Annotated in this window: 21 protein-coding genes; 3 read left to right on the top strand and 18 right to left on the bottom strand. The window is 46.2% G+C overall.

From position 1 onward, the window contains the following. Positions 1–159: 159 nt before the first annotated feature. The 12 genes from METLU_RS0117410 to bioB all read right to left on the bottom strand — a co-directional run bounded on the left by METLU_RS0117410 (position 160) and on the right by bioB (position 9,446). Positions 160–717, bottom strand: a complete 558-nt coding sequence (locus METLU_RS0117410; RefSeq protein ID WP_027159340.1) for a protoglobin domain-containing protein — start codon at positions 715–717, stop codon at positions 160–162. Between the two features lie 134 nt (positions 718–851). Beyond that, the gene (locus tag METLU_RS0117405; protein WP_027159339.1) at positions 852–1,214 is read right to left on the bottom strand and encodes a roadblock/LC7 domain-containing protein; all 363 of its coding nucleotides are present in this window, start codon (positions 1,212–1,214) and stop codon (positions 852–854) included. Positions 1,215–1,264: 50 nt separating this feature from the next. Next, the gene (locus METLU_RS0117400; RefSeq protein ID WP_027159338.1) at positions 1,265–1,903 is read right to left on the bottom strand and encodes a hypothetical protein; all 639 of its coding nucleotides are present in this window, start codon (positions 1,901–1,903) and stop codon (positions 1,265–1,267) included. A 3-nt stretch (positions 1,904–1,906) separates the two neighbouring features. Continuing rightward, positions 1,907–2,443: a GTP-binding protein gene (locus METLU_RS0117395; protein WP_027159337.1), complete on the bottom strand. Its 537-nt coding sequence runs from the start codon at positions 2,441–2,443 to the stop codon at positions 1,907–1,909. A gap of 13 nt (positions 2,444–2,456) precedes the next feature. Next, positions 2,457–3,602 carry a hypothetical protein gene (locus tag METLU_RS0117390; protein ID WP_027159336.1) on the bottom strand — a complete coding sequence of 382 codons (1,146 nt, stop codon included), beginning with the start codon at positions 3,600–3,602 and terminating at the stop codon, positions 2,457–2,459. After that, positions 3,592–4,332 (bottom strand): type IV pilus assembly protein FimV, encoded by a 741-nt coding sequence (locus METLU_RS0117385; protein WP_027159335.1) that lies wholly within the window; start codon positions 4,330–4,332, stop codon positions 3,592–3,594. The genes METLU_RS0117390 and METLU_RS0117385 overlap by 11 nt, the downstream gene beginning before the upstream one ends. 247 nt (positions 4,333–4,579) lie before the next feature. Then, positions 4,580–4,978 (bottom strand): bacteriohemerythrin, encoded by a 399-nt coding sequence (locus METLU_RS0117380; RefSeq protein ID WP_027159334.1) that lies wholly within the window; start codon positions 4,976–4,978, stop codon positions 4,580–4,582. Between the two features lie 76 nt (positions 4,979–5,054). Beyond that, complete coding sequence (gene bioD / locus METLU_RS0117375) at positions 5,055–5,729, bottom strand: dethiobiotin synthase (protein WP_027159333.1); 675 nt, start codon at positions 5,727–5,729, stop codon at positions 5,055–5,057. 4 nt (positions 5,730–5,733) lie between these two features. Next, on the bottom strand, positions 5,734–6,513 hold the full coding sequence (gene bioC / locus METLU_RS0117370; protein WP_027159332.1) for a malonyl-ACP O-methyltransferase BioC: 780 nt from the start codon (positions 6,511–6,513) through the stop codon (positions 5,734–5,736). A 16-nt stretch (positions 6,514–6,529) separates the two neighbouring features. Next, positions 6,530–7,294, bottom strand: a complete 765-nt coding sequence (gene bioH, locus METLU_RS0117365) for a pimeloyl-ACP methyl ester esterase BioH (protein ID WP_027159331.1) — start codon at positions 7,292–7,294, stop codon at positions 6,530–6,532. Further along, on the bottom strand, positions 7,291–8,451 hold the full coding sequence (bioF, locus tag METLU_RS0117360; protein WP_027159330.1) for an 8-amino-7-oxononanoate synthase: 1,161 nt from the start codon (positions 8,449–8,451) through the stop codon (positions 7,291–7,293). The genes bioH and bioF overlap by 4 nt, the downstream gene beginning before the upstream one ends. Continuing rightward, a complete protein-coding gene (gene bioB / locus METLU_RS0117355) occupies positions 8,451–9,446 on the bottom strand; it encodes a biotin synthase BioB (RefSeq protein WP_027159329.1) in 996 nt (331 codons plus the stop codon). Before bioB ends, bioF begins: the two co-directional genes overlap by 1 nt. Between bioB and METLU_RS0117350 the strand changes: the two genes are divergently transcribed. Next, the gene (locus METLU_RS0117350; RefSeq protein WP_331271278.1) at positions 9,393–10,220 is read left to right on the top strand and encodes a ComF family protein; all 828 of its coding nucleotides are present in this window, start codon (positions 9,393–9,395) and stop codon (positions 10,218–10,220) included. The genes bioB and METLU_RS0117350 overlap by 54 nt on opposite strands. A 16-nt stretch (positions 10,221–10,236) precedes the next feature. Here METLU_RS0117350 and waaA read toward each other — a convergent pair whose 3' ends face one another. From waaA to rpsF, 5 genes are all read right to left on the bottom strand, one after another. Continuing rightward, positions 10,237–11,511 carry a lipid IV(A) 3-deoxy-D-manno-octulosonic acid transferase gene (gene waaA / locus METLU_RS0117345; protein ID WP_027159327.1) on the bottom strand — a complete coding sequence of 425 codons (1,275 nt, stop codon included), beginning with the start codon at positions 11,509–11,511 and terminating at the stop codon, positions 10,237–10,239. Between the two features lie 82 nt (positions 11,512–11,593). Then, the gene (rplI, locus tag METLU_RS0117340) at positions 11,594–12,043 is read right to left on the bottom strand and encodes a 50S ribosomal protein L9 (RefSeq protein ID WP_027159326.1); all 450 of its coding nucleotides are present in this window, start codon (positions 12,041–12,043) and stop codon (positions 11,594–11,596) included. 45 nt (positions 12,044–12,088) lie between these two features. After that, positions 12,089–12,937, bottom strand: coding sequence for a YybS family protein (locus METLU_RS0117335; protein WP_081679245.1), 849 nt, complete (start codon positions 12,935–12,937; stop codon positions 12,089–12,091). Between the two features lie 66 nt (positions 12,938–13,003). Further along, positions 13,004–13,231: a 30S ribosomal protein S18 gene (gene rpsR / locus METLU_RS0117330; RefSeq protein WP_027159324.1), complete on the bottom strand. Its 228-nt coding sequence runs from the start codon at positions 13,229–13,231 to the stop codon at positions 13,004–13,006. Between the two features lie 29 nt (positions 13,232–13,260). Then, complete coding sequence (rpsF, locus tag METLU_RS0117325; RefSeq protein ID WP_027159323.1) at positions 13,261–13,710, bottom strand: 30S ribosomal protein S6; 450 nt, start codon at positions 13,708–13,710, stop codon at positions 13,261–13,263. Positions 13,711–14,545: 835 nt separating this feature from the next. On the opposite strand from rpsF, the gene METLU_RS0117315 reads away from it, so the two are divergent. Together METLU_RS0117315 and METLU_RS0117310 are read left to right on the top strand one after the other, a co-directional pair. Continuing rightward, positions 14,546–15,796 carry an HlyC/CorC family transporter gene (locus tag METLU_RS0117315; protein WP_027159322.1) on the top strand — a complete coding sequence of 417 codons (1,251 nt, stop codon included), beginning with the start codon at positions 14,546–14,548 and terminating at the stop codon, positions 15,794–15,796. A gap of 127 nt (positions 15,797–15,923) precedes the next feature. Beyond that, positions 15,924–16,550 (top strand): FHA domain-containing protein, encoded by a 627-nt coding sequence (locus METLU_RS0117310; protein ID WP_027159321.1) that lies wholly within the window; start codon positions 15,924–15,926, stop codon positions 16,548–16,550. A gap of 60 nt (positions 16,551–16,610) precedes the next feature. Here the strand turns inward: METLU_RS0117310 and radA are convergent, their stop codons facing one another. Then, positions 16,611–17,987: a DNA repair protein RadA gene (gene radA, locus METLU_RS0117305; protein WP_027159320.1), complete on the bottom strand. Its 1,377-nt coding sequence runs from the start codon at positions 17,985–17,987 to the stop codon at positions 16,611–16,613. Between the last annotated feature and the right edge of the window lie 103 nt (positions 17,988–18,090).

The raw sequence follows: 18,090 nt of genomic DNA, 5'->3' as shown, positions 1-18,090 counted from the left end.
GGGGCTGATTATTTAATATAAATACTTAGAATAATTGAGCCGTTGCTGTTTCTTGTGATCTAAGTCAAGAATGCTGTGATTACACAGTGAAATAAGTGAAATCAATACTCAATCATTTTGAAAATGGCGGAGTATTTATTTCACGAAGTTAATTTTTGATTATTTATAAGCTTTGGCAAGGTTAGCAAACAACGTTCTGCTCATGCCAGAGATGCTGAGAAACTTTTCCAACTCTTCGGCAATTGTCGATTTCTGATAAGACTGTTGCATTATCATTAACGCAAGCCCTGTAACTGAACCGATCGCCTGCAACGCTTTCGAGCATTTTTCACCGCTATGTCCGAATATCTCGATAACAATGCGGGTGAGTTCATTGTTAATTAAGGTCATAGCACCTGCCATAAATTCAACAGGCAAATTAACTTTGACATGGATATCGCCTACCTGATACATGTTTCGAGCAAATTCAGCATCGATATTATTGGCAAATAACCCTGTCATCCATCTTAAATGAGCTATTTTTAAAGTTTCCACTCGTCCTTCCAAATATTTGCCGGTTGAAGGTATCGTAGTTAATTGATCATAAAAAGAGTCGGTAACGGCTTGTAGATGCGGCATAATTTCCGGTCCGATGTCTTTTAGACATAATTCAAGCTCAGGTGTCAAACCGGAAAATGCTTTGGCATATTCAATTAATTCGTTGAAATTCGGTGACATTTATTTTCCCCGGTATTGAATATATCGAACTTATTACTTCACAACATTTATAAGTAATATTTCAATATCTATTCATTTTTTATTATATAAATTTCATGGTTATTTTATAACCAATTACTTCCTTCCAAAGGTCCCTACAGCAATTCAGAGATACTGTTCGCTGCCCGTTTCACATCAAGAAAAATCAAGCCCAACTTAGCATTAGGTTTTGCCAGAACGGTTAATACGGATTCATTACCGGCATAAACCATCAGGACATAGCCTTTGGCACCTTTAATTAAAACCTGTTCCAATGTCCCTCTTGTCAGTTCCTGAGCGGTGCGATCACCCAGCGAAAGCATAGCGGCGCTCATAGCACCCACCCGATCTTCATCCAGTCCGGCAGGCAACACAGAAGCCATCATTAAGCCATCTGTCGATATTACACCCGATGCCTCAATATCTGCTGAAGTACCATTAAGTTCTGTTAACACTGAAGCCAGCATATCTGCGCGCATATTTCTGTCTCTTATTTTTGATTATTAAATGATAAATTATTAATTAAGCGTTATTTAGTGGCATAACGCATACTCAATGCCCAAACCAGAGAAACGAATTCTGGATGATTAAAATGGGGAATACCCGAAATAGCAATAACAAAGCGATTATTACCAATAAATAATGGCCAAAATCCAAGCTGACTATTACCGTACGCATCAATGACCGCCCACGCGTTGCTAGCCAGTCCCATATTGTTCATCAATAAACCTGATCGACGCTCGTGAATGGTAGCTATTTCCGCGCTTAATGCTGATAGCTCTTCAGCAACTTCATGCGGAAACCCATGACTGGACAGATAGAAACCTTGGCTGTCCGCCAGGAGCACCTTGCCATTTTCCGAAATTTTACTTAATAGATCAGGCAAAATGTCTTCTAATGCATCGTGCGAATAATAATGTACGGTATCAAGCCCCTGAACCCAGCCTAATTTTTGGCAATGATGCAGCAATTCCAGACATTTTGCTTCTTCATGCTGGCTCATTAACTTCTGCAAATTGATCATGTTAAGCTCAGGGGTTTGTTCCTGGGCTAACAGGGCTCTCAAAAACTGCCGAGGCCTGTCCTTATTGACAGAACAGACGGCATAATAAGCCCCCGCAGGCGTTGGATACAAATACAACCCTTTCTTCAAGGCATAATTGCTCATGCGTTATTCCTCGAGTTCAGGATCCAAGGAATATAGTAGCGACTGCACTAAAAGAGACACATCACTTTTAATGCGGGCATCTACAGAGAACACTGGTGGTTTAAGCCCCATTCCTTGCAGCTGAACATGATAATCATTAATAGCCGGTTTATCGCTCAAATCCATCTGCGTTACACCGATAGCCACATTCGTTTTTGCTATGAATGACTGAAACGTATCCAAAAAAAACTTCATATCCTGGAAAGGATCCGCTCTGGTATTATCAAGCAGTAAAATCAGGCCTATACCGCCTGTGGTCAAAATATCCCACATAAAGTCAAAGCGTTCTTGTCCGGGTGTGCCGTAAAGATGAATCTTCTCGCCACCGGCAAGGTTCATAATCCCATAGTCCATGGCTACAGTGGTTGATGATTTCCTGTTCTTTGTCATGTCGCTGGCAGTCGCATCCGTTTTAACCGGCGGCACATCGCTTATTGATTCGATAGCTGTTGTTTTACCTGCACCAACCGGACCGGTAAAGATAATTTTGTATTGGCTCATATTGTTCCCAACTTTATGACTTGTGTCCGCGTAATTTGCTGATAATGCGAGTTAATAATCCCTGCCGTTCATTATTTTTCATAACTGGAGGCTGAACGATTTCATCGGCTTGACGTTTGGCTTGTTTAACCAAGCCAAGTGCATGCGCTGCGCTGATAAAAGCAAATACATATTGTGGTTTGATTTTTAAAGTTTCAGCGATATCGGGTAAGGTTTTCGGGCTCGCTATAAGCAATGCTGAAATTCTTAATGCATGAGGAGTAACAACAAGGCGAGTAAAGTTCGGCCAGTGTTTTAAAAAAACCGGCTTATGAATATCCAGGGCAACAGGATAGCGTCCTTTAGACGTCCATACAGCCAACTTCCACAGAAAGGCGTCCACATTATGAAATTTATCCAGCTCTTTCTTGACAGATAACGTATGTGCGCTAGCCGGAGTAAGTGACATGCCTGGGCCAGACAGGCTACTGATTGGCAAACCGGCGAACGCCCGCAGCTGTTTGTCATCCGCATCAAGCCAAATTTCATGATTATGAGGAAAAATAATCAGCGACTTCCAGCCTGAGTTAAGATGTAATACTTGTTTTTTTGTCTGCGCTATAAGGCATGCGGATTGAAAATATCCTTGAAAATATTCCTTAGGATTATAAGAAGCATTAGGAAATTGTTTCGGATCATTCACATCCAGACCAGGAATGGAACCTATAAACGCATTGAAATTTCCTTCATCAAGATGCATCGCCGTTTGATGTTTAGATGTCTTTTTGTGCTCATCCTTATTTATAAACAGCTTCTTGTTAAACAGAACCTCATCGCTCGGATTTTGTTTTGCAGTCAATATCGCTTCGGCTTTACTCAAAGCGTCTAGCATATCAGCTGTTTTTACCGGCTTTTTTACATACAACACATTATCCAGGTTCAGCTCTTGCAAGGATAATACGATAATAGGCCGAACGGAGTTTTCGGTCTGCCTCTGTTCAAGCAGTGCTTTGGCATTGACTGAATCGGCATCAATCATATCAACTTCAGCGTCCAAATCTTCAACAACAGTGGCCGCGCCTTTACAAGGCCCTTGAAGATACATCACCATCGTTTTATAAGTGCGACCATCCATGCCGTGAAGCGCGACTCTTAAAGAGCTTTTGCGTTTATTGTTCATTGCTGCTGCTCATAAAAAGCGTCATTAATTCATTCCAGTCGTCGGGCATTGCTATATTCAAGTCAGCAAAAATATCGACCATTTTTTTTAATCCTGAAACATCCTGTGTTGATTTATAAAGCTCTAGCAAGCTCTGATGCAATTCCAGCCTGTGCGGTTCGTTTACGATAGCTTTTTCCAGCACATCTCTTGCTTCAGCAAGCTGACTGTATTCAATATAATCGCGCGCCAAATTTAGCGGGTCATACGCTTGTTTAGTTGAAGCACTCGCCGCCTGTTGCACTAGGTCTTGAGTGCCAATCAATCCTTTTGTAAAAATGGAATATTGATTTCCGGCTAGTGCTGAGATATCCATTTCATTCACCATAAATGCCTGCAACGACTTATACTGCTCCCGGGACAACTTTGATCTTGTTCCGATTATCATGCGCCGACTGATTTTCGTACCGCGCCGATCTAAAACAACCAGAAAATCAACAAGTGCTGCAAAAAGTTGTTCCGATAAATTTGCGTAGTAACAATGGTAAATACGCTGAATATGAGTAATTAATTGTCTAGGCTTTCTAGATATATGAAAAACAAGATTTCTTAGGACATGCTCGGGTAATCTGTTATCGACAAAATAAAAAGCGTTTGAATCTGATGGCAAAAAAATATTATTCCATGCAGGAAATCCATGAGCGTCCTTTTGTCCCTCACTACAAGTAATCAATTTCTGGAAACTAGTCATGCATTAACTCTCAAAATTCATGCGAAAGATCTTCAATATGAATTTTAGCTGCATTCCTTCAAAAAAACAGGGAGAAAGGGCACAAAATTAAAAATATAATTCATTCAATTGAACTTTATTTTATTGGAGTAAACAGATTAACTATGTCTTTCACACAAAATGTGCTGAACAATCTTTTGCTTTTAAATAAAAAAGGCTTGTGAAACATTGCTTCACAAGCCTTTTTTGATCATTGAATTACTATTTCTTAGCTATTCAATGCATCGGCATAAGCCATATCAAATGTAGGAATATGATGGTCCAGCCAACCTTTCACCATTTGACCGACTTCTTCGGTAACTTCAGCCTCACCGGCATGAAATTTTGTTTGCAGTCCGGCACAAATACCGATTAAAGCTTCATGCTCAGCCTTGTGAGCCGTATAGCCATTGAAGTCTTTCGCCAGCATTTCTCTTTCTTCATGAGCGAAATGTCCTACAACATAAGAGATCAAGTCATCCAGCTGATTACCGACAGCGGAACGATCTGCGCCACCGGTTGCCAGATCATATAAGTTATTCAGTTTATCAAATAAAATTTTGTGCTCATCATCGGCAAACCCTACATTAGTGCCAAATTGACCAGCTGTCCAAGTGATTAAAGCCATAAATGTTCTCCTCATAATTGTTATAATAACCGCACAAAAATTATAGTTTTTACGCTTGCCCAAATATTGACCTAAATCAATTTTTGTTCATATCAACCGAGAGATTTAATGACAGCGCATCAAAATCAACTTGAGCAAAATAAGGTAACGCCCCCAGAAGAGGCGTCTCCAGAGAGGTTTTAACGGTTTGAATGTTCTCGTCCAGATTCAATAGACCTGGTTCGGTACACATGGCGATCCAGCCCGCACAGGAGATACCTGAAGAGTAAATGGCTTGATAGGTTAATTTTGCATGATTAATGCAGCCCAGCCTGATCGCTACAACGATAATGACCGGCAGGTCCAGTGTTTTTGCAAGATCGGAGATATCTTCAGTGGCATTAATTGGCGACATCCACCCGCCAGCCCCTTCAACCAGCATTATGTCAGCCGATTGTTTCAGAATATTAAAGTTGGCAACGATTTTACACAGTTCCACCGGATTATCGGCACCGGCAATATGAGGTGAGACGGGCGCTTCATAGGCATAAGGGTTGATCAGCTCATAATCAACCAATAATGAGGCATTTTCCTGGATCAGCAACGCGTCTTCATTTTTTAAAGCCCCGTTTTGCATCAGGCCCCCGGACGCTACAGGTTTCATGCCGATGACGGATTTTCCCTGCCTCTTGAAATAGCGCATCAGCGCAATCGTAGCCCAGGTTTTTCCGACATTGGTATCGGTGCCGGTAATAAAGTAGCCTTTCTCCATACTGCTATGCCTGTGCTGTAATCATTATGACCTCAAAAGTAGCAGGAATCCGCCCTTGGATGCTATAGGCATCATAAGCTGTAATCATGCTCTGCATCTGGGTTTTGGTAGTGATGCGTCTGTTACGCCCAGCCGTCACGTTATGCGCTCCGATATGCTTTAGCTCTCTCATCAATGCCTGAACAGAGCCATAAACCGGCCTATGAAGTGTGCTTTCTATCTTTATCTGACGAAAACCGGCTTTCTTAAGGAAACAATCGAGCTGCTCCTGACTATAAAATTCGTTAACATGACTGTAATCGTCAACCGTAGCCCATGCGCCTTTCAGTTCATGCAGGGTATGCGGGCCAAATGTCGAGAAAACCAGCTGCCCCCCGGGCTTTAGTATGCGTCTGATATCGGTGAAAACCGCTTTCAGATTTTCGCACCATTGCAAGGCCAGATTCGAAAACACGTGATCGACAGCATGATTGGCTAGTGGTAATAATTCCGCATCGGCGCATAAATACGTAACATTACTGGCATCAACCAGCTTGCTACGTGTGGTTTGCAGCATAGGCAGTGCAATGTCCAGCGCCAGCATGTATTTGCTACCAGTCCAGGCCAATAGCTCGGCCGTCAAAAAACCGGTGCCGCAACCTATATCCAGGACCGTACCGGTCAGCTTATCTGCGGCTATACGGCCCAGCAACTCCCTGCCTACCGTGCGCTGCAGTTCAGCGACAGCGTCATAGGACAGACAGGCCACTGAAAAAGATTGTCTGACTTTGCTTTTATCTAACACGAAACAACGCTCATCCTTAAACTAAAAAACGGGAAATAATAGTCAAGACCTCTTGCTGATGCGACAAAAACGGCACGTGCCCGGCCTTATCAAGAATATTGACCTCACAACCGGCATTCAGCTGTAACAGTTGCTTTCCGACAGAGACGGGAATCAGCGTATCCTTTCCACCCAATATGACCGATACAGGGCATTTTAGTCTCGACATAGCCGGTCTTAAGTCCGATTGCGTTAAGATATCCAGACCACCCTGCAATATCAGCGTGTCCGGCGCATCGCGTTCGAACACGGATTCTTTCAGTTCTTTCAATAAAACTTTATAATCCGCCAGACCGCTTACCTGCAGCGCCAGAAAACGCGACAAGGTCGCCTGACAGTTTTTACCCAAGCCATCGGCAAACATAGCCAATAGACGCGCGTCCATGCCGGGCCAGGTTTCCGCCTGTGCGAACAGCGGATTGCCGGCCAACAATATCAACGAATTAACGCGTTCAGGAAAGCGCTCGGCGATGTCGAGCACGACCGTTGCGCCTAAGGACCACCCCAGCCAGCAGCAAGGCTGCTCCGGCAGCGAACTCGCCAGAGCCGCACTGATTTGTTCCAGCGTAAACGGACTGATTTTGTCGCTACGCCCATGCCCCGGCAAATCGATGCAAGTAACTTGGTAATGTTGCGCCAGAGCCTCGGCAAAATCACGCCAGACGCCTGAATGCATGGCCCAACCGTGCACCAGCACAATCGGCTTGCCTTGGCCTAATGTTTCACTGTGGAGTTTTGTCATAGATGCAATTGATCCAGTGCGGCAAGCAGGCGGTCGACATGCCACTCTTCATGTTGCGCCGAAAAAGTCACGCGCAACCTGGCGCTACCTTGCGGCACGGTAGGCGGGCGTATCGCGCTGACCAGCAGACCGTTGTTCAGCAAGGCATTGCTGATGTCTACAGCGCGCTGACTACCACCGATCACGATAGGCTGGATAGCAGAAAAAGACGGCATCACCTGTAGACCTAGCTGCTGTGCGCCTTGCTGGAAACGCTCGGACAACATTTTGAGCTTATCCCGGCGCCAGCTTTCGGCCATAACTATTTTTAAGCTGACCCTTGTGGCTTCGGCAATGGCCGCCGGCAACGCCGTCGTGTAAATATAAGTTCGCGCTTTCTGGATCAGCGTTTCGATCAACACATCGGAACCGGCCACAAAGGCGCCGAACGTGCCGAAGGCCTTGCCCAACGTACCCATCAGTATCGGCACATCGTCCTGGCCGAGGCCGTAATAGTCAACAATACCCCGTCCCTGCTCGCCAATCACACCCAAACCATGGGCATCGTCGACCATCAACCAGGCCTCATGATTTTTGGCCGTTTCCGACAACGCCTGCAACTGAGCAAAATCACCGTCCATGCTGAAAACGCCATCTGTCAAAATCAGCTTGCGTCCTGTTGCTGTTTCAAGATTGGCATTCAGATGTTCGACATCCCCATGGCCATAACGCTTGAACCTGGCGCCGGACAGCAGGCCACCGTCGAGTAAAGAGGCGTGGTTCAAGCGGTCTTCGAACACCGTATCGCCGCGACCAACCAGAGCAGAGACGAGGCCCATGTTCGCCATATAACCGGTCGAGAACAGCAAAGCCCTGTCGCGACCGGCAAAGGCTGCCAGTTCTTCCTCCAGAGCGTGATGCGCGGCACTGTGTCCGCAAATCAGATGCGCCGAACCGCTGCCGACGCCGTAACGATCGACCCCGGCTTTAAACGCCTGCACGACAGATGGATGATTGGCCAGGCCCAGGTAATCGTTACTGCAGAAATTCAGCAGTTCCTTGCCGCCGATCCGCAGATGGATGCCTTGAGGTGACTCTATAACACGCCGCGAACGGTACAGCCCCTGCCCGGCAATGGCTTCGATATCGCCGGCGAGCGTCGAGAATGCGCCTGCCATTATGCGTAGCTGGAACCGCCTGAATGCAGGCCCAGACGTTCGAATAACCGGCGGTCATGGTTGGTCATCGGGTTGTCAGTCGTCAATAATTTATCGCCGTAAAAGATTGAGTTGGCGCCAGCCAGAAAACACAAAGCCTGCATTTCATCGCTCATATTGTTGCGACCTGCCGATAGACGCACACGCGAATTAGGCATCATGATGCGCGCCACGGCAATAGTTCTGATGAAAATAAGCGGGTCCAGCGCTTCGGTGCCCATCAGCGGCGTTCCTTCGACCTGAACCAGCATATTAACCGGCACGCTTTCAGGATGCTTGGGCATATTGGCCAGTTCTATCAACAGCTTGGAGCGGTCGATATCGCTTTCGCCCATACCGACGATGCCGCCGCAACAGACGTTAATACCGGCGTCCCTGACGCGTGCCAAGGTATCAAGGCGGTCCTGATAAGTGCGCGTCGTGATAATTTCGGAATAATAATCTTCCGACGTATCCAGATTGTGGTTGTAGTAGTCGAGCCCGCCGTCCTTCAGCCTTGCCGTCTGCTCATCGGTCAACATGCCCAGTGTGACGCAGGTTTCCATTCCGAGCGCCTTGACGCCCTGCACCATTTCGACGACGCGTTCGATGTCCCGGTCTTTGGGTTGGCGCCAGGCCGCGCCCATGCAGAACCGCGATGCGCCTTGGTCCCTGGCTTGCTGAGCGGCTTTCAGAACGGCGTCGATAGGCATTAGTGCTTCGGGCGTCAAATCCGAATCATAACGCGCGCTTTGCGGACAATAACCGCAATCCTCCGAGCAGGAACCGGTTTTAATGCTCAACAGACTGCTCACCTGAATCTCGTTCGGATCGAAGTTCTCTCTATGGATGATTTGTGCTTTAAAAATCAGCTCGTTAAACGGCAACGCATAGAGCGCTTGGACTTCATCCAATTGCCAGTCATGACGAATGGCCGTCGACTGTTGAATCGGGCTTATTGCAGGGTTTGCAGACATTCTGTTAATCTCCGGCTACAGTATTTTTTTAAGGAAGACAGCCATGATACTTGTCAACCTGTTCAAATGAAAATAGATTACAACTGGATCAATATTATACAGGATTACCTGCTTCCGCCTATCTGCATCTTGTGCGGAAACGCCGGATCTGGTTCGCGCGACATCTGCTATTCCTGTTATCGACATTTACACAGAAACAATCCGTGCTGTTATTGCTGTGCCGAACCTTTTGAAATGCCAACTGCAATAACGGTTCTGTGTGGCCGCTGTCAAAACCGGGCGCCGGCCTATGACCGGACTTATGCGCCATTCATACATCAAGGCGCCATGCGGCATTTGATTGCATCGCTAAAATTCCGCGCCCACTATAAGAATGCACGCCTGCTGGGCCAGTTACTGGCAGAGCATATCAGCGAGACAGCAGAAAGACCGGATTGCGTCATGCCTGTACCGCTGCATAAAACCCGCTACCGCCAGCGCGGATTTAACCAGTCCATCGAAATCGCCAGAACTGTCTCCCGTGAATTACAACTGCCTATCGATCTTTCGTCCTGCCGGAGACATCGCAATACACCGCACCAAACCAATCTGCCGGCCAAGCAGCGGCGTAAAAACCTGAAAAATGCCTTCTCGCTGGTTAAACCGATTCAGGCTAAACACATAGCCATTATCGATGATGTCATGACGACCGGTTCTACCGTCGATGAACTCGCCGCGCTATTAAAAAAGGCCGGAGCCAGCCGGGTTGATGTCTGGGCATGTGCCCGGGCCTGAATTGCGTTGAACCCATTCACCGCGCTATTTGGGCAATGGTTTGATCAAGCATTTCCGAGAGCCTGGCTTTCGCCCCTCGGTTCTGGTAAACAAATACCTTGGCTTTTTCAATTAACGACGCTCTGTAGGCGGCATCTCCATATATTGCATAGACGGCTCTGGCAATATCGTCTTTATTTTGGCATTGTATGGCTGCCTCATGTCGTAGAATCCCACCGGCTATCTCTTTAAAATTAGCCATAAAGGGTCCAAACAATACCGGCACGCCTACCGCAGCAGGCTCAAGCACATTATGACCGCCCACAGGAACCATGCTGCCGCCGACAAATGCGACATCAGCGCTCGCATACAGCATCTTCAACTCGCCCATGGTATCAGCCAGATAAACATCGTTATCCTGTTGACAATCATTACCGGATGTGCGGGTCACTACTGATAATTGTTGCAGTTTGCATAATCTCTCGACTTCGCCGAAGCGTTCGGGATGTCTCGGCACCAGCACCAGCAACAACTCGGGAATTTGCTGTTTTGCCTGTTTATAAATATCGAGAAATATCGCTTCTTCATCTTTATGCGTACTGGCAATAATCCATACGAACCGACTCTTGAACAAATTCCGTTTTAATTGCAGCCCCTGCTCTACCGTTTCATCGGCAATATCAATGTCAAATTTGATATTGCCGGCGACAACCACTTGCTGTTTTTCAGCGCCGATAGCGATGAACCTGTCCGCATCATCCTGCGTTTGCGCAGCGATCAATTTAACCTGCCCCAAGGCCGGACGAACCAGTGAAGGAATTTTTTGATAACCGCGCGCCGATTTTTCCGATAATCGGGCATTGATTATATAAAGCGGAACACCGTTTCTGCCGCAACAGGCGAACAGATTGGGCCAGATTTCCGTCTCCACGATCACGGCGATGCTCGGTTTAAAGCAGCGCATAAAACGACTGACGGCGCCAGGCGTGTCATAGGGCAGATAAACATGCTCAACAGCTCCCTGCAGCACTGCCTTGACGCGCGCGGATCCGGTCGGCGTCGTGGTCGTAATTAAAAGTCGCGCATCAGGATGCAGAATTTGTATTTTCCGGATTAATGGAAATAAGGCTTCAGCCTCGCCGACTGAAACGGCATGAAACCAGATAACGCCTTGAGCATGTTGTTTAGGGTAGTAGGCAAGCCGTTCGTGCCATCGATGGCGATAGGCCGGCGCTTTGATACTCCGCCAGAGCAGGCGGCACAGTATAAAGGGGACGAGCAGGTAAAAAAGGAATGAATATAAAGCACGCATGTTAAAAAGGCGCAAGGCGCAAGGCTCAAGGTTGAAAAGCCGTCGCTTTACCTTTTGCCTTGTTACCTTTTGCCTTTAACTATTATGCTTCAGCAGCAATTTTGATAGGCATCGTTACAACAACATCTGTATGCAGGTTGATGTCGATGTCGTATTCGCCAACTTGACGAATGACGCCTTTCGGCATACGCACTTCATGCTTTTCAACAGCAACACCTGCCGCAGTAATCGCATCAGCGATATTGTGTGTACCGATAGAGCCGAACAACTTGCCTTCATCACCTGCTTTGTGCGTGATAACAACTTCAAGTTTGCTCAGTGCATTCGCACGTGCTTGAGCAGCAGCCAGCTTTTCAGCGGCAACTTTTTCAAGTTCTGCGCGGCGTGCTTCGAATTCCGCAATTTTTCTAGCCGTTGCAGCAACAGCTTTACCCTGTGGAACCAGATAGTTTCTGCCATAGCCAGGTTTAACCGTGACCTTATCACCCAGGTTACCCAAGTTTGCTATCTTTTCAAGAAGAATAACTTCCATCTTTTAATACCTCACCTTTCGGTTTTAGCTAATTATTTCGCGCCGTCAGGCGTTAGTTTGATTTGAAATTTTATTTCGTAAGTTCATCCATGCGTCGCTTATGCCTACTAAAGCCACAGGCAAGATGACATGGGGTATCAAAAACAATGTCAGATAAAACATCGGCACCAGATAGCGACCGAGTTTCATCGAAGCAAAAACCGCATGCAGTACGGCTGTTCCGATACAGGTGTATAACACAAACAGCAAAATAGTCATGTTCCAGGCGACCTCGGAGAGCGTTCCGGAACTGGCCCAGGCAATAGCTACAATAGCCAAACTGCCCATTGCCAGCCGAGGTTTCGTATTCAACGACAAAAACTCTTGCTTGAAACCGCCGGGGTTATAGAGCACCGATTGCCACCATCTCCCCAGAAACAGGCCGAACAGCAAGCCGAATACGGTTCCCGCTGCAACCACGCCGGTCATGTAATGAGACAGAACATCCAAAGTGCGCTGAATTTCATCAACAGGCGCATTGGGCGGCACCATCTGCGATAGAACCTCTTTCCACATGACTGCAGGCTCTGCCTCATAGAGATAGAAGCCGACAACCCCGAGCACGCCTATCAACACCGCAAATTCAACCGCCAGAGATAAATGTCTTCCTTCTCTTAAAACGATTGAAATCAACCAGACAGGCAGCCACAACACCATGCTGTAAAGCAATGCGAACTGGTAGTTGCCCAACAGAAAGAGCCCCAATAATGAGGCTGCGGCACTTGAACAGACTAAAACATATAGGCCCTCAAAAGCCCCTCGCCTTAATGTGACGAGAGCAACGGAGGCTGAACTTACTATACTTACCGGAGGCATAATCAGTGATAGCAATGCGAGACTGGAAGCCACAAGCATGGCTTGCAGCCGTCCTCGCATGATGTAAGCCGCTAGAAAGCTCACTGACTGCTCCTCCGGTACTGATTATTTGTGAGCGTCGCAGAAAGGCAATAATGCAATAAAACGCGCACGTTTAATTGCCACACCCAACTGTCTTTGATATTTAGCGCTGGTACCTGTAATACGGCTAGGAACAATTTTGCCGGTTTCAGTAATATAATCGCTTAATAGATCCAGATCTTTATAATCGATCTGTGTACCACCGTCCGCACTGAATCGGCAGAATTTTTTACGTCTTACGTTGCGTGCCATAATAATCTCTTGTCCAAGTGTTAAAGGTTTTATTCAGAAGCGATTTCGTCAATGTCGAAATCTTCATCGTCCAGACTGACATCTTCGTCGGCGTCTCCCGCTGCCGCTTCTCTAGCTGCCGCTTCTCTAGCTCTGGATTCAGCCGCTTTGCCTTCTTCAGCTGTTGCCGTGGCAATTGGGGATGGCGTAGTAATAGCTTCTTTTTGCAGTAAAGTCATGCTGCGCAGGATAGCGTCGTTGAAACGGAAGCCACTTTCCAACTCTTCCAAAGTAGGCTGATCGCACTCAACATTCATTAACACATAATGGGCTTTATGAATTTTATTGATGGGATAAGCCAGATGTCTACGACCCCAGTCTTCCAAACGATGAATTTTTCCGGCTGCCGTTTCGATAGTCGCTTTGTAACGATCGATCATCGCCGGAACCTGAGAACTTTGGTCAGGGTGGACTAAAAAGACAATTTCATAATGTCGCATAATTTTTCCTTTCGGTTTTAAGCCTTCCATCTCTGTTTTATTTAAAGATGGTAAAGCAAGGAGAGGCAAATGCCCCAAAGAACCAACTATTATAGGGGCTTTTGCAGGCGTTGGAAAGGTTAAACACAAAACATCAAGGCAAGCGCATCTAAATTAATTTAGAAATCAGCGACACTGAAGTTTTTACCCTATAGAATCATACCATTAAGTTTACAGTAAGCTCTCGCGGCAATTAAAGACCGCCGGGTGAAAAAACACAACATAAGGTATAATAATGATTGACATTATCCTTTTGACGATCTGTTCGCCTATCAGTGACGCTGAGAAAGCTGGAAAAATCATCAAACAGTTCGAAAACTATGTTGCGCCGGCATACAGAGCCTCAATCGAAGATCGGCACCATTTCGATCGGTCCGCTAGATAATGCAGGTGAACGAGGACGGCATTTAAAGTCTAGCGGACCAGAATCACAGCCACTAATTTCAAGAGCCAATCCCGTCCGAGCGCCATGCCAACCTTCTGAAAGAGATCGTCTGTCACCCTGTAAATTCGATTTCGATGTAGACCTCAAAAAAACACCCCTGCCTATAAGATCAGATATTTCTATCAAGGCATTAAATATAATCTATCTTGATTTTAGCTACCGCTGACAAAATTAGTCATTGAATCATACAGATTCAAAAATATTCTTCTTTTCAGAATGTTCTACAACTTTTTTAAAGTAACTCAAATACAAATGCAAGCTTAAAGATCACATTCAGGTTACATTCAGGCTTGACAAAAATTTCTCACTGTAGACACTAGAGGGGTTTTCAATACTCAGAGTAATCCTTCTTTGAACGACATGCCCCTTAGTATGCTCTTTGGCATACTTGCATTAATGCTTATTCTTTCGGCTTTTTTTTCCGGTTCCGAAACGTCTCTGATGACACTGAACCGTTATCGTTTAAAACATTTAGTTAAGCTCAAGCATTCCGGTGCCATAAAAGCCCATAACTTACTGCAAAGACCCGATCATTTAATCAGCCTGATTTTACTGGGAAATAATTTTGTTAATGTTGCCGCTTCATCATTAACGACGGTTATTGCCATTCGTCTCTATGGTGAAAGCGAATCCAGCATCGCTATCGCCGCCGGAATCTTAACTATCGTTATTCTTATTTTTTCCGAGGTGGCTCCGAAAACACTGGCGGCTATTAAACCTGAGATACTCGCCTTTCCTGCGGCATGGGTCTTCATCCCTTTACTAAAGCTCTTCTATCCGATTGTATGGGCCATTAACTTAATTATCGGCCTGTTGCTAAAACTGGTTGGCATTAATGTCAAAAAACACAGCCACGATATACTCAATAAAGAAGAATTGAAAAGTATCGTGGCTGAAGCGGAAAGCCTAATGCCTTCGCGCTATCAGAAAATGTTGTTGGGCATTCTTGATCTTGAGTCGGCGACCGTTGAAGACATCATGACGCCTCGCAATGAAATTGTCGGCATTGATCTCGAATTGCCCATTGAAGAGATTATCAGGCAAATCAAGACCAGCCCGCATACCCGCCTGCCTGTTTATAAAAAAAGCATCGATAGAGTAATCGGTTTCCTGCATTTAAGAAAAATCCTCATGGTGGTCAACAATGAGGATTTTGACAAGCAAACCATTATCAATCAACTGATCAAGCCTTCTTTCATCCCGGAAAGCACGCCCGTACATAAACAGATTCACCGGTTTAAAACCGAGAAAATACGCATCGGCCTGGTTGTTGACGAATACGGTGATGTAGAAGGTCTTGTCACCCTGGACGATTTGCTGCAGGAAATAGTAGGGGAACTGATTACCGACGATGTCACCGTCAGAAAACAAAACGACGGCAGCTTTTTGGTGGATGCCAATATTACTGTAAGAGAATTAAACCGTGTCACTCAATGGTCCTTACCAACGGAAGGTCCTAAGACACTGAACGGGCTTATCCTTGAATTCATGGAGACCATCCCGGAACCGGGGACCAGTATAAAATTACACGGCTACCCGCTGGAAATTCTAAAGCGCGATGAAAACACCGTTAAATTGGTTAAGTTTCTGCCGCAAAAATAGATAGTTAGAAATTACATGAATGTCAATAAGTTCCATTAAAAAATTTGTGTGTTTTGTCTAACCAAGATAATCCGTCTATAATTAAAATTCGCTAATTAAAATTTGCTTGGGATTACTTTACGACGCAATGGCCAGACTCACTGTTTTTTTTAAAGATAAAGCGATCCATTCAGACCTGTTTGAAGAATGCATTGTGCATATTGGTCGCGATAAAACCAACGATTTAACTATCGATAGTCTCGCAGTAGCTCCGGTTCATGCGGTTCTTGTCATTCGCAACGATAGCTGTGTCATCAAGCAGTTGAGCGAAGATTTTCCATTAATCGTCAACCATGTAAAAGTTAAGGAATGTCATCTTAATAATAATGACACGATTTCTATCGGCAAGCATGACATCATCTACAATACGACTGAATCAGCGGCAGAGCAGATTCGGCATATCGACACCACCGACAAAGACGCCAAGCCAATAAGCGGCGTCCATGCGCCTATGCCTGTCGCTAATCTGCAGGTCATGGACGGTCAGAATATAGGCAAAATCCTGCTCTTGAAAAATGCGATGACGCGACTGGGTCAAAGCGGTAGAGGCATGGCCGTCATATCCAAAAGAAAAGAAGGCTACTTCATTGCCGCCTTGGAAAATAAAGACCAGATCACAGTCAATAACAAGCCTTTGGACGATAGCTCCCTCAGACTGAACAATCATGATGTGATCGTTATTGACAATACGACTCTGCAATTTTTTCTGGCCTGATGAGCCGGTAGACTGAGTAGCACAAAGCAACAAACACCACTATCCGCCTATTTCCCTCCTTTAAAGATCTGAAAAAATTTCCAGTGCTTCGGAAAGATGGGAAACGGCATGGATTTCCAGTCCTTCAATCGGTTTTCTCGGCGCATTGGCTTTCGGGATAACTGCCTTTTTGAAGCCATGTTTTGCCGCGTCATTAAGACGCGCATGTCCGTTAGCGACCGGCCTGATCTCGCCATTAAGGCCAATCTCGCCAAAAAAGAATGCATCATGCGGAATCACCTTATCCCTAAGACTGGATACGATCCCCACGACAATAGCCAAATCAGAGCTTGTTTCCGTGACCTTGATACCGCCGACCACATTGGCATAAATCTCATCATTGCCTGTTAAAATGCCGCCGTGCCGCGCCAGCACCGCCAGCAGCATGGCAAGACGATTCTGGTCGAAGCCGACGGCCAGACGCCGCGGATTACCATATTGGCATTCAATAACCAATGCCTGAATTTCCACCAGCAAAGGCCGTGTACCTTCCCAGAGCACGGTTACGACACTGCCTGAAGACGGTTTTTCGGCACGGTTCAAAAACATGGCCGACGGATTCTTGACTTCTTTAAGCCCCGAACTGTCCATGGCAAAAAAACCCAGCTCACCGACACTGCCAAACCGGTTTTTATCGGCCCTCAAAACCCTGAACCGGGCATCATCCGTCGAAGCCAGAATCACCTGCGTATCGACAATGTGGCTCAATGTCATAGGACCTGCCAGCGACTGATCCTTGGTCACATGACCGACCATGAAAATGGAGACATTGTGTTTTTTGGCGTATTGAGTCAGGTAGCTGGCCGATTCCCGGACCTGAGAGACCGATCCGGGTGCTGAATCCGTATCCAGCGTGTGCATGACCTGAATCGAATCAATCACCAAAATTTGCGGATGCACTTCGTCCAATACATCGCAGATACTCTGAACCGAAGTTTCGGCCAGCATCATGATGTTATCGACTGGCAGTTTGAGCCTGTGTGCTCTCTCGGCGATCTGTTGCAGTGATTCCTCGCCGGAGACATAAAGCACGCTAATGCCATTCTCAGCAATATTGGCAATGGCTTGTAGCAAGATAGTGCTCTTGCCGGCGCCCGGCGCACCACCAATCAAGACCACGCTGCCTCTGACAATGCCGCCGCCTAGTACGCGATCAAATTCTGAAATCCGCGTGGAAATCCGCTCGGCTTGCGAAAGATTGATGTCGGACAACAATTTAACTTCTGACCGACTGCCGGCATAGCCCGCCGTGCGGCTGTGGCGATCAGACACTGCTGAGCCTAGCCTGACTTCTTTAATCGTATTCCAGGCTCCGCAGCTCGTGCATTGCCCTGCCCAACGAGGAAAATCCGCTCCACATTGATCGCAAACGAATGCCGTTTTGTTTTTCTTGCTCATATTAATTAATAAGACACTTGAAAACTAAAATATTGTCACCCTCGCTTATCAAATTACTTAGTAATTGCAACCGGTTGCGCTATTAGCATCTTTATCTCAAGAA

This window comes from Methylobacter luteus IMV-B-3098, from assembly GCF_000427625.1.
Taxonomy (GTDB): Bacteria; Pseudomonadota; Gammaproteobacteria; order Methylococcales; family Methylomonadaceae; genus Methylobacter; species Methylobacter luteus.
Note: the sequence above shows the minus strand (reverse complement) of the source record. Positions and strands in the feature narration are given on the sequence as shown.

Coding starts and splice junctions, on each gene's coding strand:
- METLU_RS0117410 (WP_027159340.1), bottom strand. CDS start 717: ATGTCACCGAATTTCAACGAATTAATTGAATATGCCAAAGCATTTTCC.
- METLU_RS0117405 (WP_027159339.1), bottom strand. CDS start 1,214: ATGCGCGCAGATATGCTGGCTTCAGTGTTAACAGAACTTAATGGTACT.
- METLU_RS0117400 (WP_027159338.1), bottom strand. CDS start 1,903: ATGAGCAATTATGCCTTGAAGAAAGGGTTGTATTTGTATCCAACGCCT.
- METLU_RS0117395 (WP_027159337.1), bottom strand. CDS start 2,443: ATGAGCCAATACAAAATTATCTTTACCGGTCCGGTTGGTGCAGGTAAA.
- METLU_RS0117390 (WP_027159336.1), bottom strand. CDS start 3,602: ATGAACAATAAACGCAAAAGCTCTTTAAGAGTCGCGCTTCACGGCATG.
- METLU_RS0117385 (WP_027159335.1), bottom strand. CDS start 4,332: ATGACTAGTTTCCAGAAATTGATTACTTGTAGTGAGGGACAAAAGGAC.
- METLU_RS0117380 (WP_027159334.1), bottom strand. CDS start 4,978: ATGGCTTTAATCACTTGGACAGCTGGTCAATTTGGCACTAATGTAGGG.
- bioD (WP_027159333.1), bottom strand. CDS start 5,729: ATGGAGAAAGGCTACTTTATTACCGGCACCGATACCAATGTCGGAAAA.
- bioH (WP_027159331.1), bottom strand. CDS start 7,294: ATGACAAAACTCCACAGTGAAACATTAGGCCAAGGCAAGCCGATTGTG.
- bioF (WP_027159330.1), bottom strand. CDS start 8,451: ATGGCAGGCGCATTCTCGACGCTCGCCGGCGATATCGAAGCCATTGCC.
- METLU_RS0117350 (WP_331271278.1), top strand. CDS start 9,393: ATGACGAATGGCCGTCGACTGTTGAATCGGGCTTATTGCAGGGTTTGC.
- bioB (WP_027159329.1), bottom strand. CDS start 9,446: ATGTCTGCAAACCCTGCAATAAGCCCGATTCAACAGTCGACGGCCATT.
- waaA (WP_027159327.1), bottom strand. CDS start 11,511: ATGCGTGCTTTATATTCATTCCTTTTTTACCTGCTCGTCCCCTTTATA.
- rplI (WP_027159326.1), bottom strand. CDS start 12,043: ATGGAAGTTATTCTTCTTGAAAAGATAGCAAACTTGGGTAACCTGGGT.
- METLU_RS0117335 (WP_081679245.1), bottom strand. CDS start 12,937: ATGCTTGTGGCTTCCAGTCTCGCATTGCTATCACTGATTATGCCTCCG.
- rpsR (WP_027159324.1), bottom strand. CDS start 13,231: ATGGCACGCAACGTAAGACGTAAAAAATTCTGCCGATTCAGTGCGGAC.
- rpsF (WP_027159323.1), bottom strand. CDS start 13,710: ATGCGACATTATGAAATTGTCTTTTTAGTCCACCCTGACCAAAGTTCT.
- METLU_RS0117310 (WP_027159321.1), top strand. CDS start 15,924: ATGGCCAGACTCACTGTTTTTTTTAAAGATAAAGCGATCCATTCAGAC.
- radA (WP_027159320.1), bottom strand. CDS start 17,987: ATGAGCAAGAAAAACAAAACGGCATTCGTTTGCGATCAATGTGGAGCG.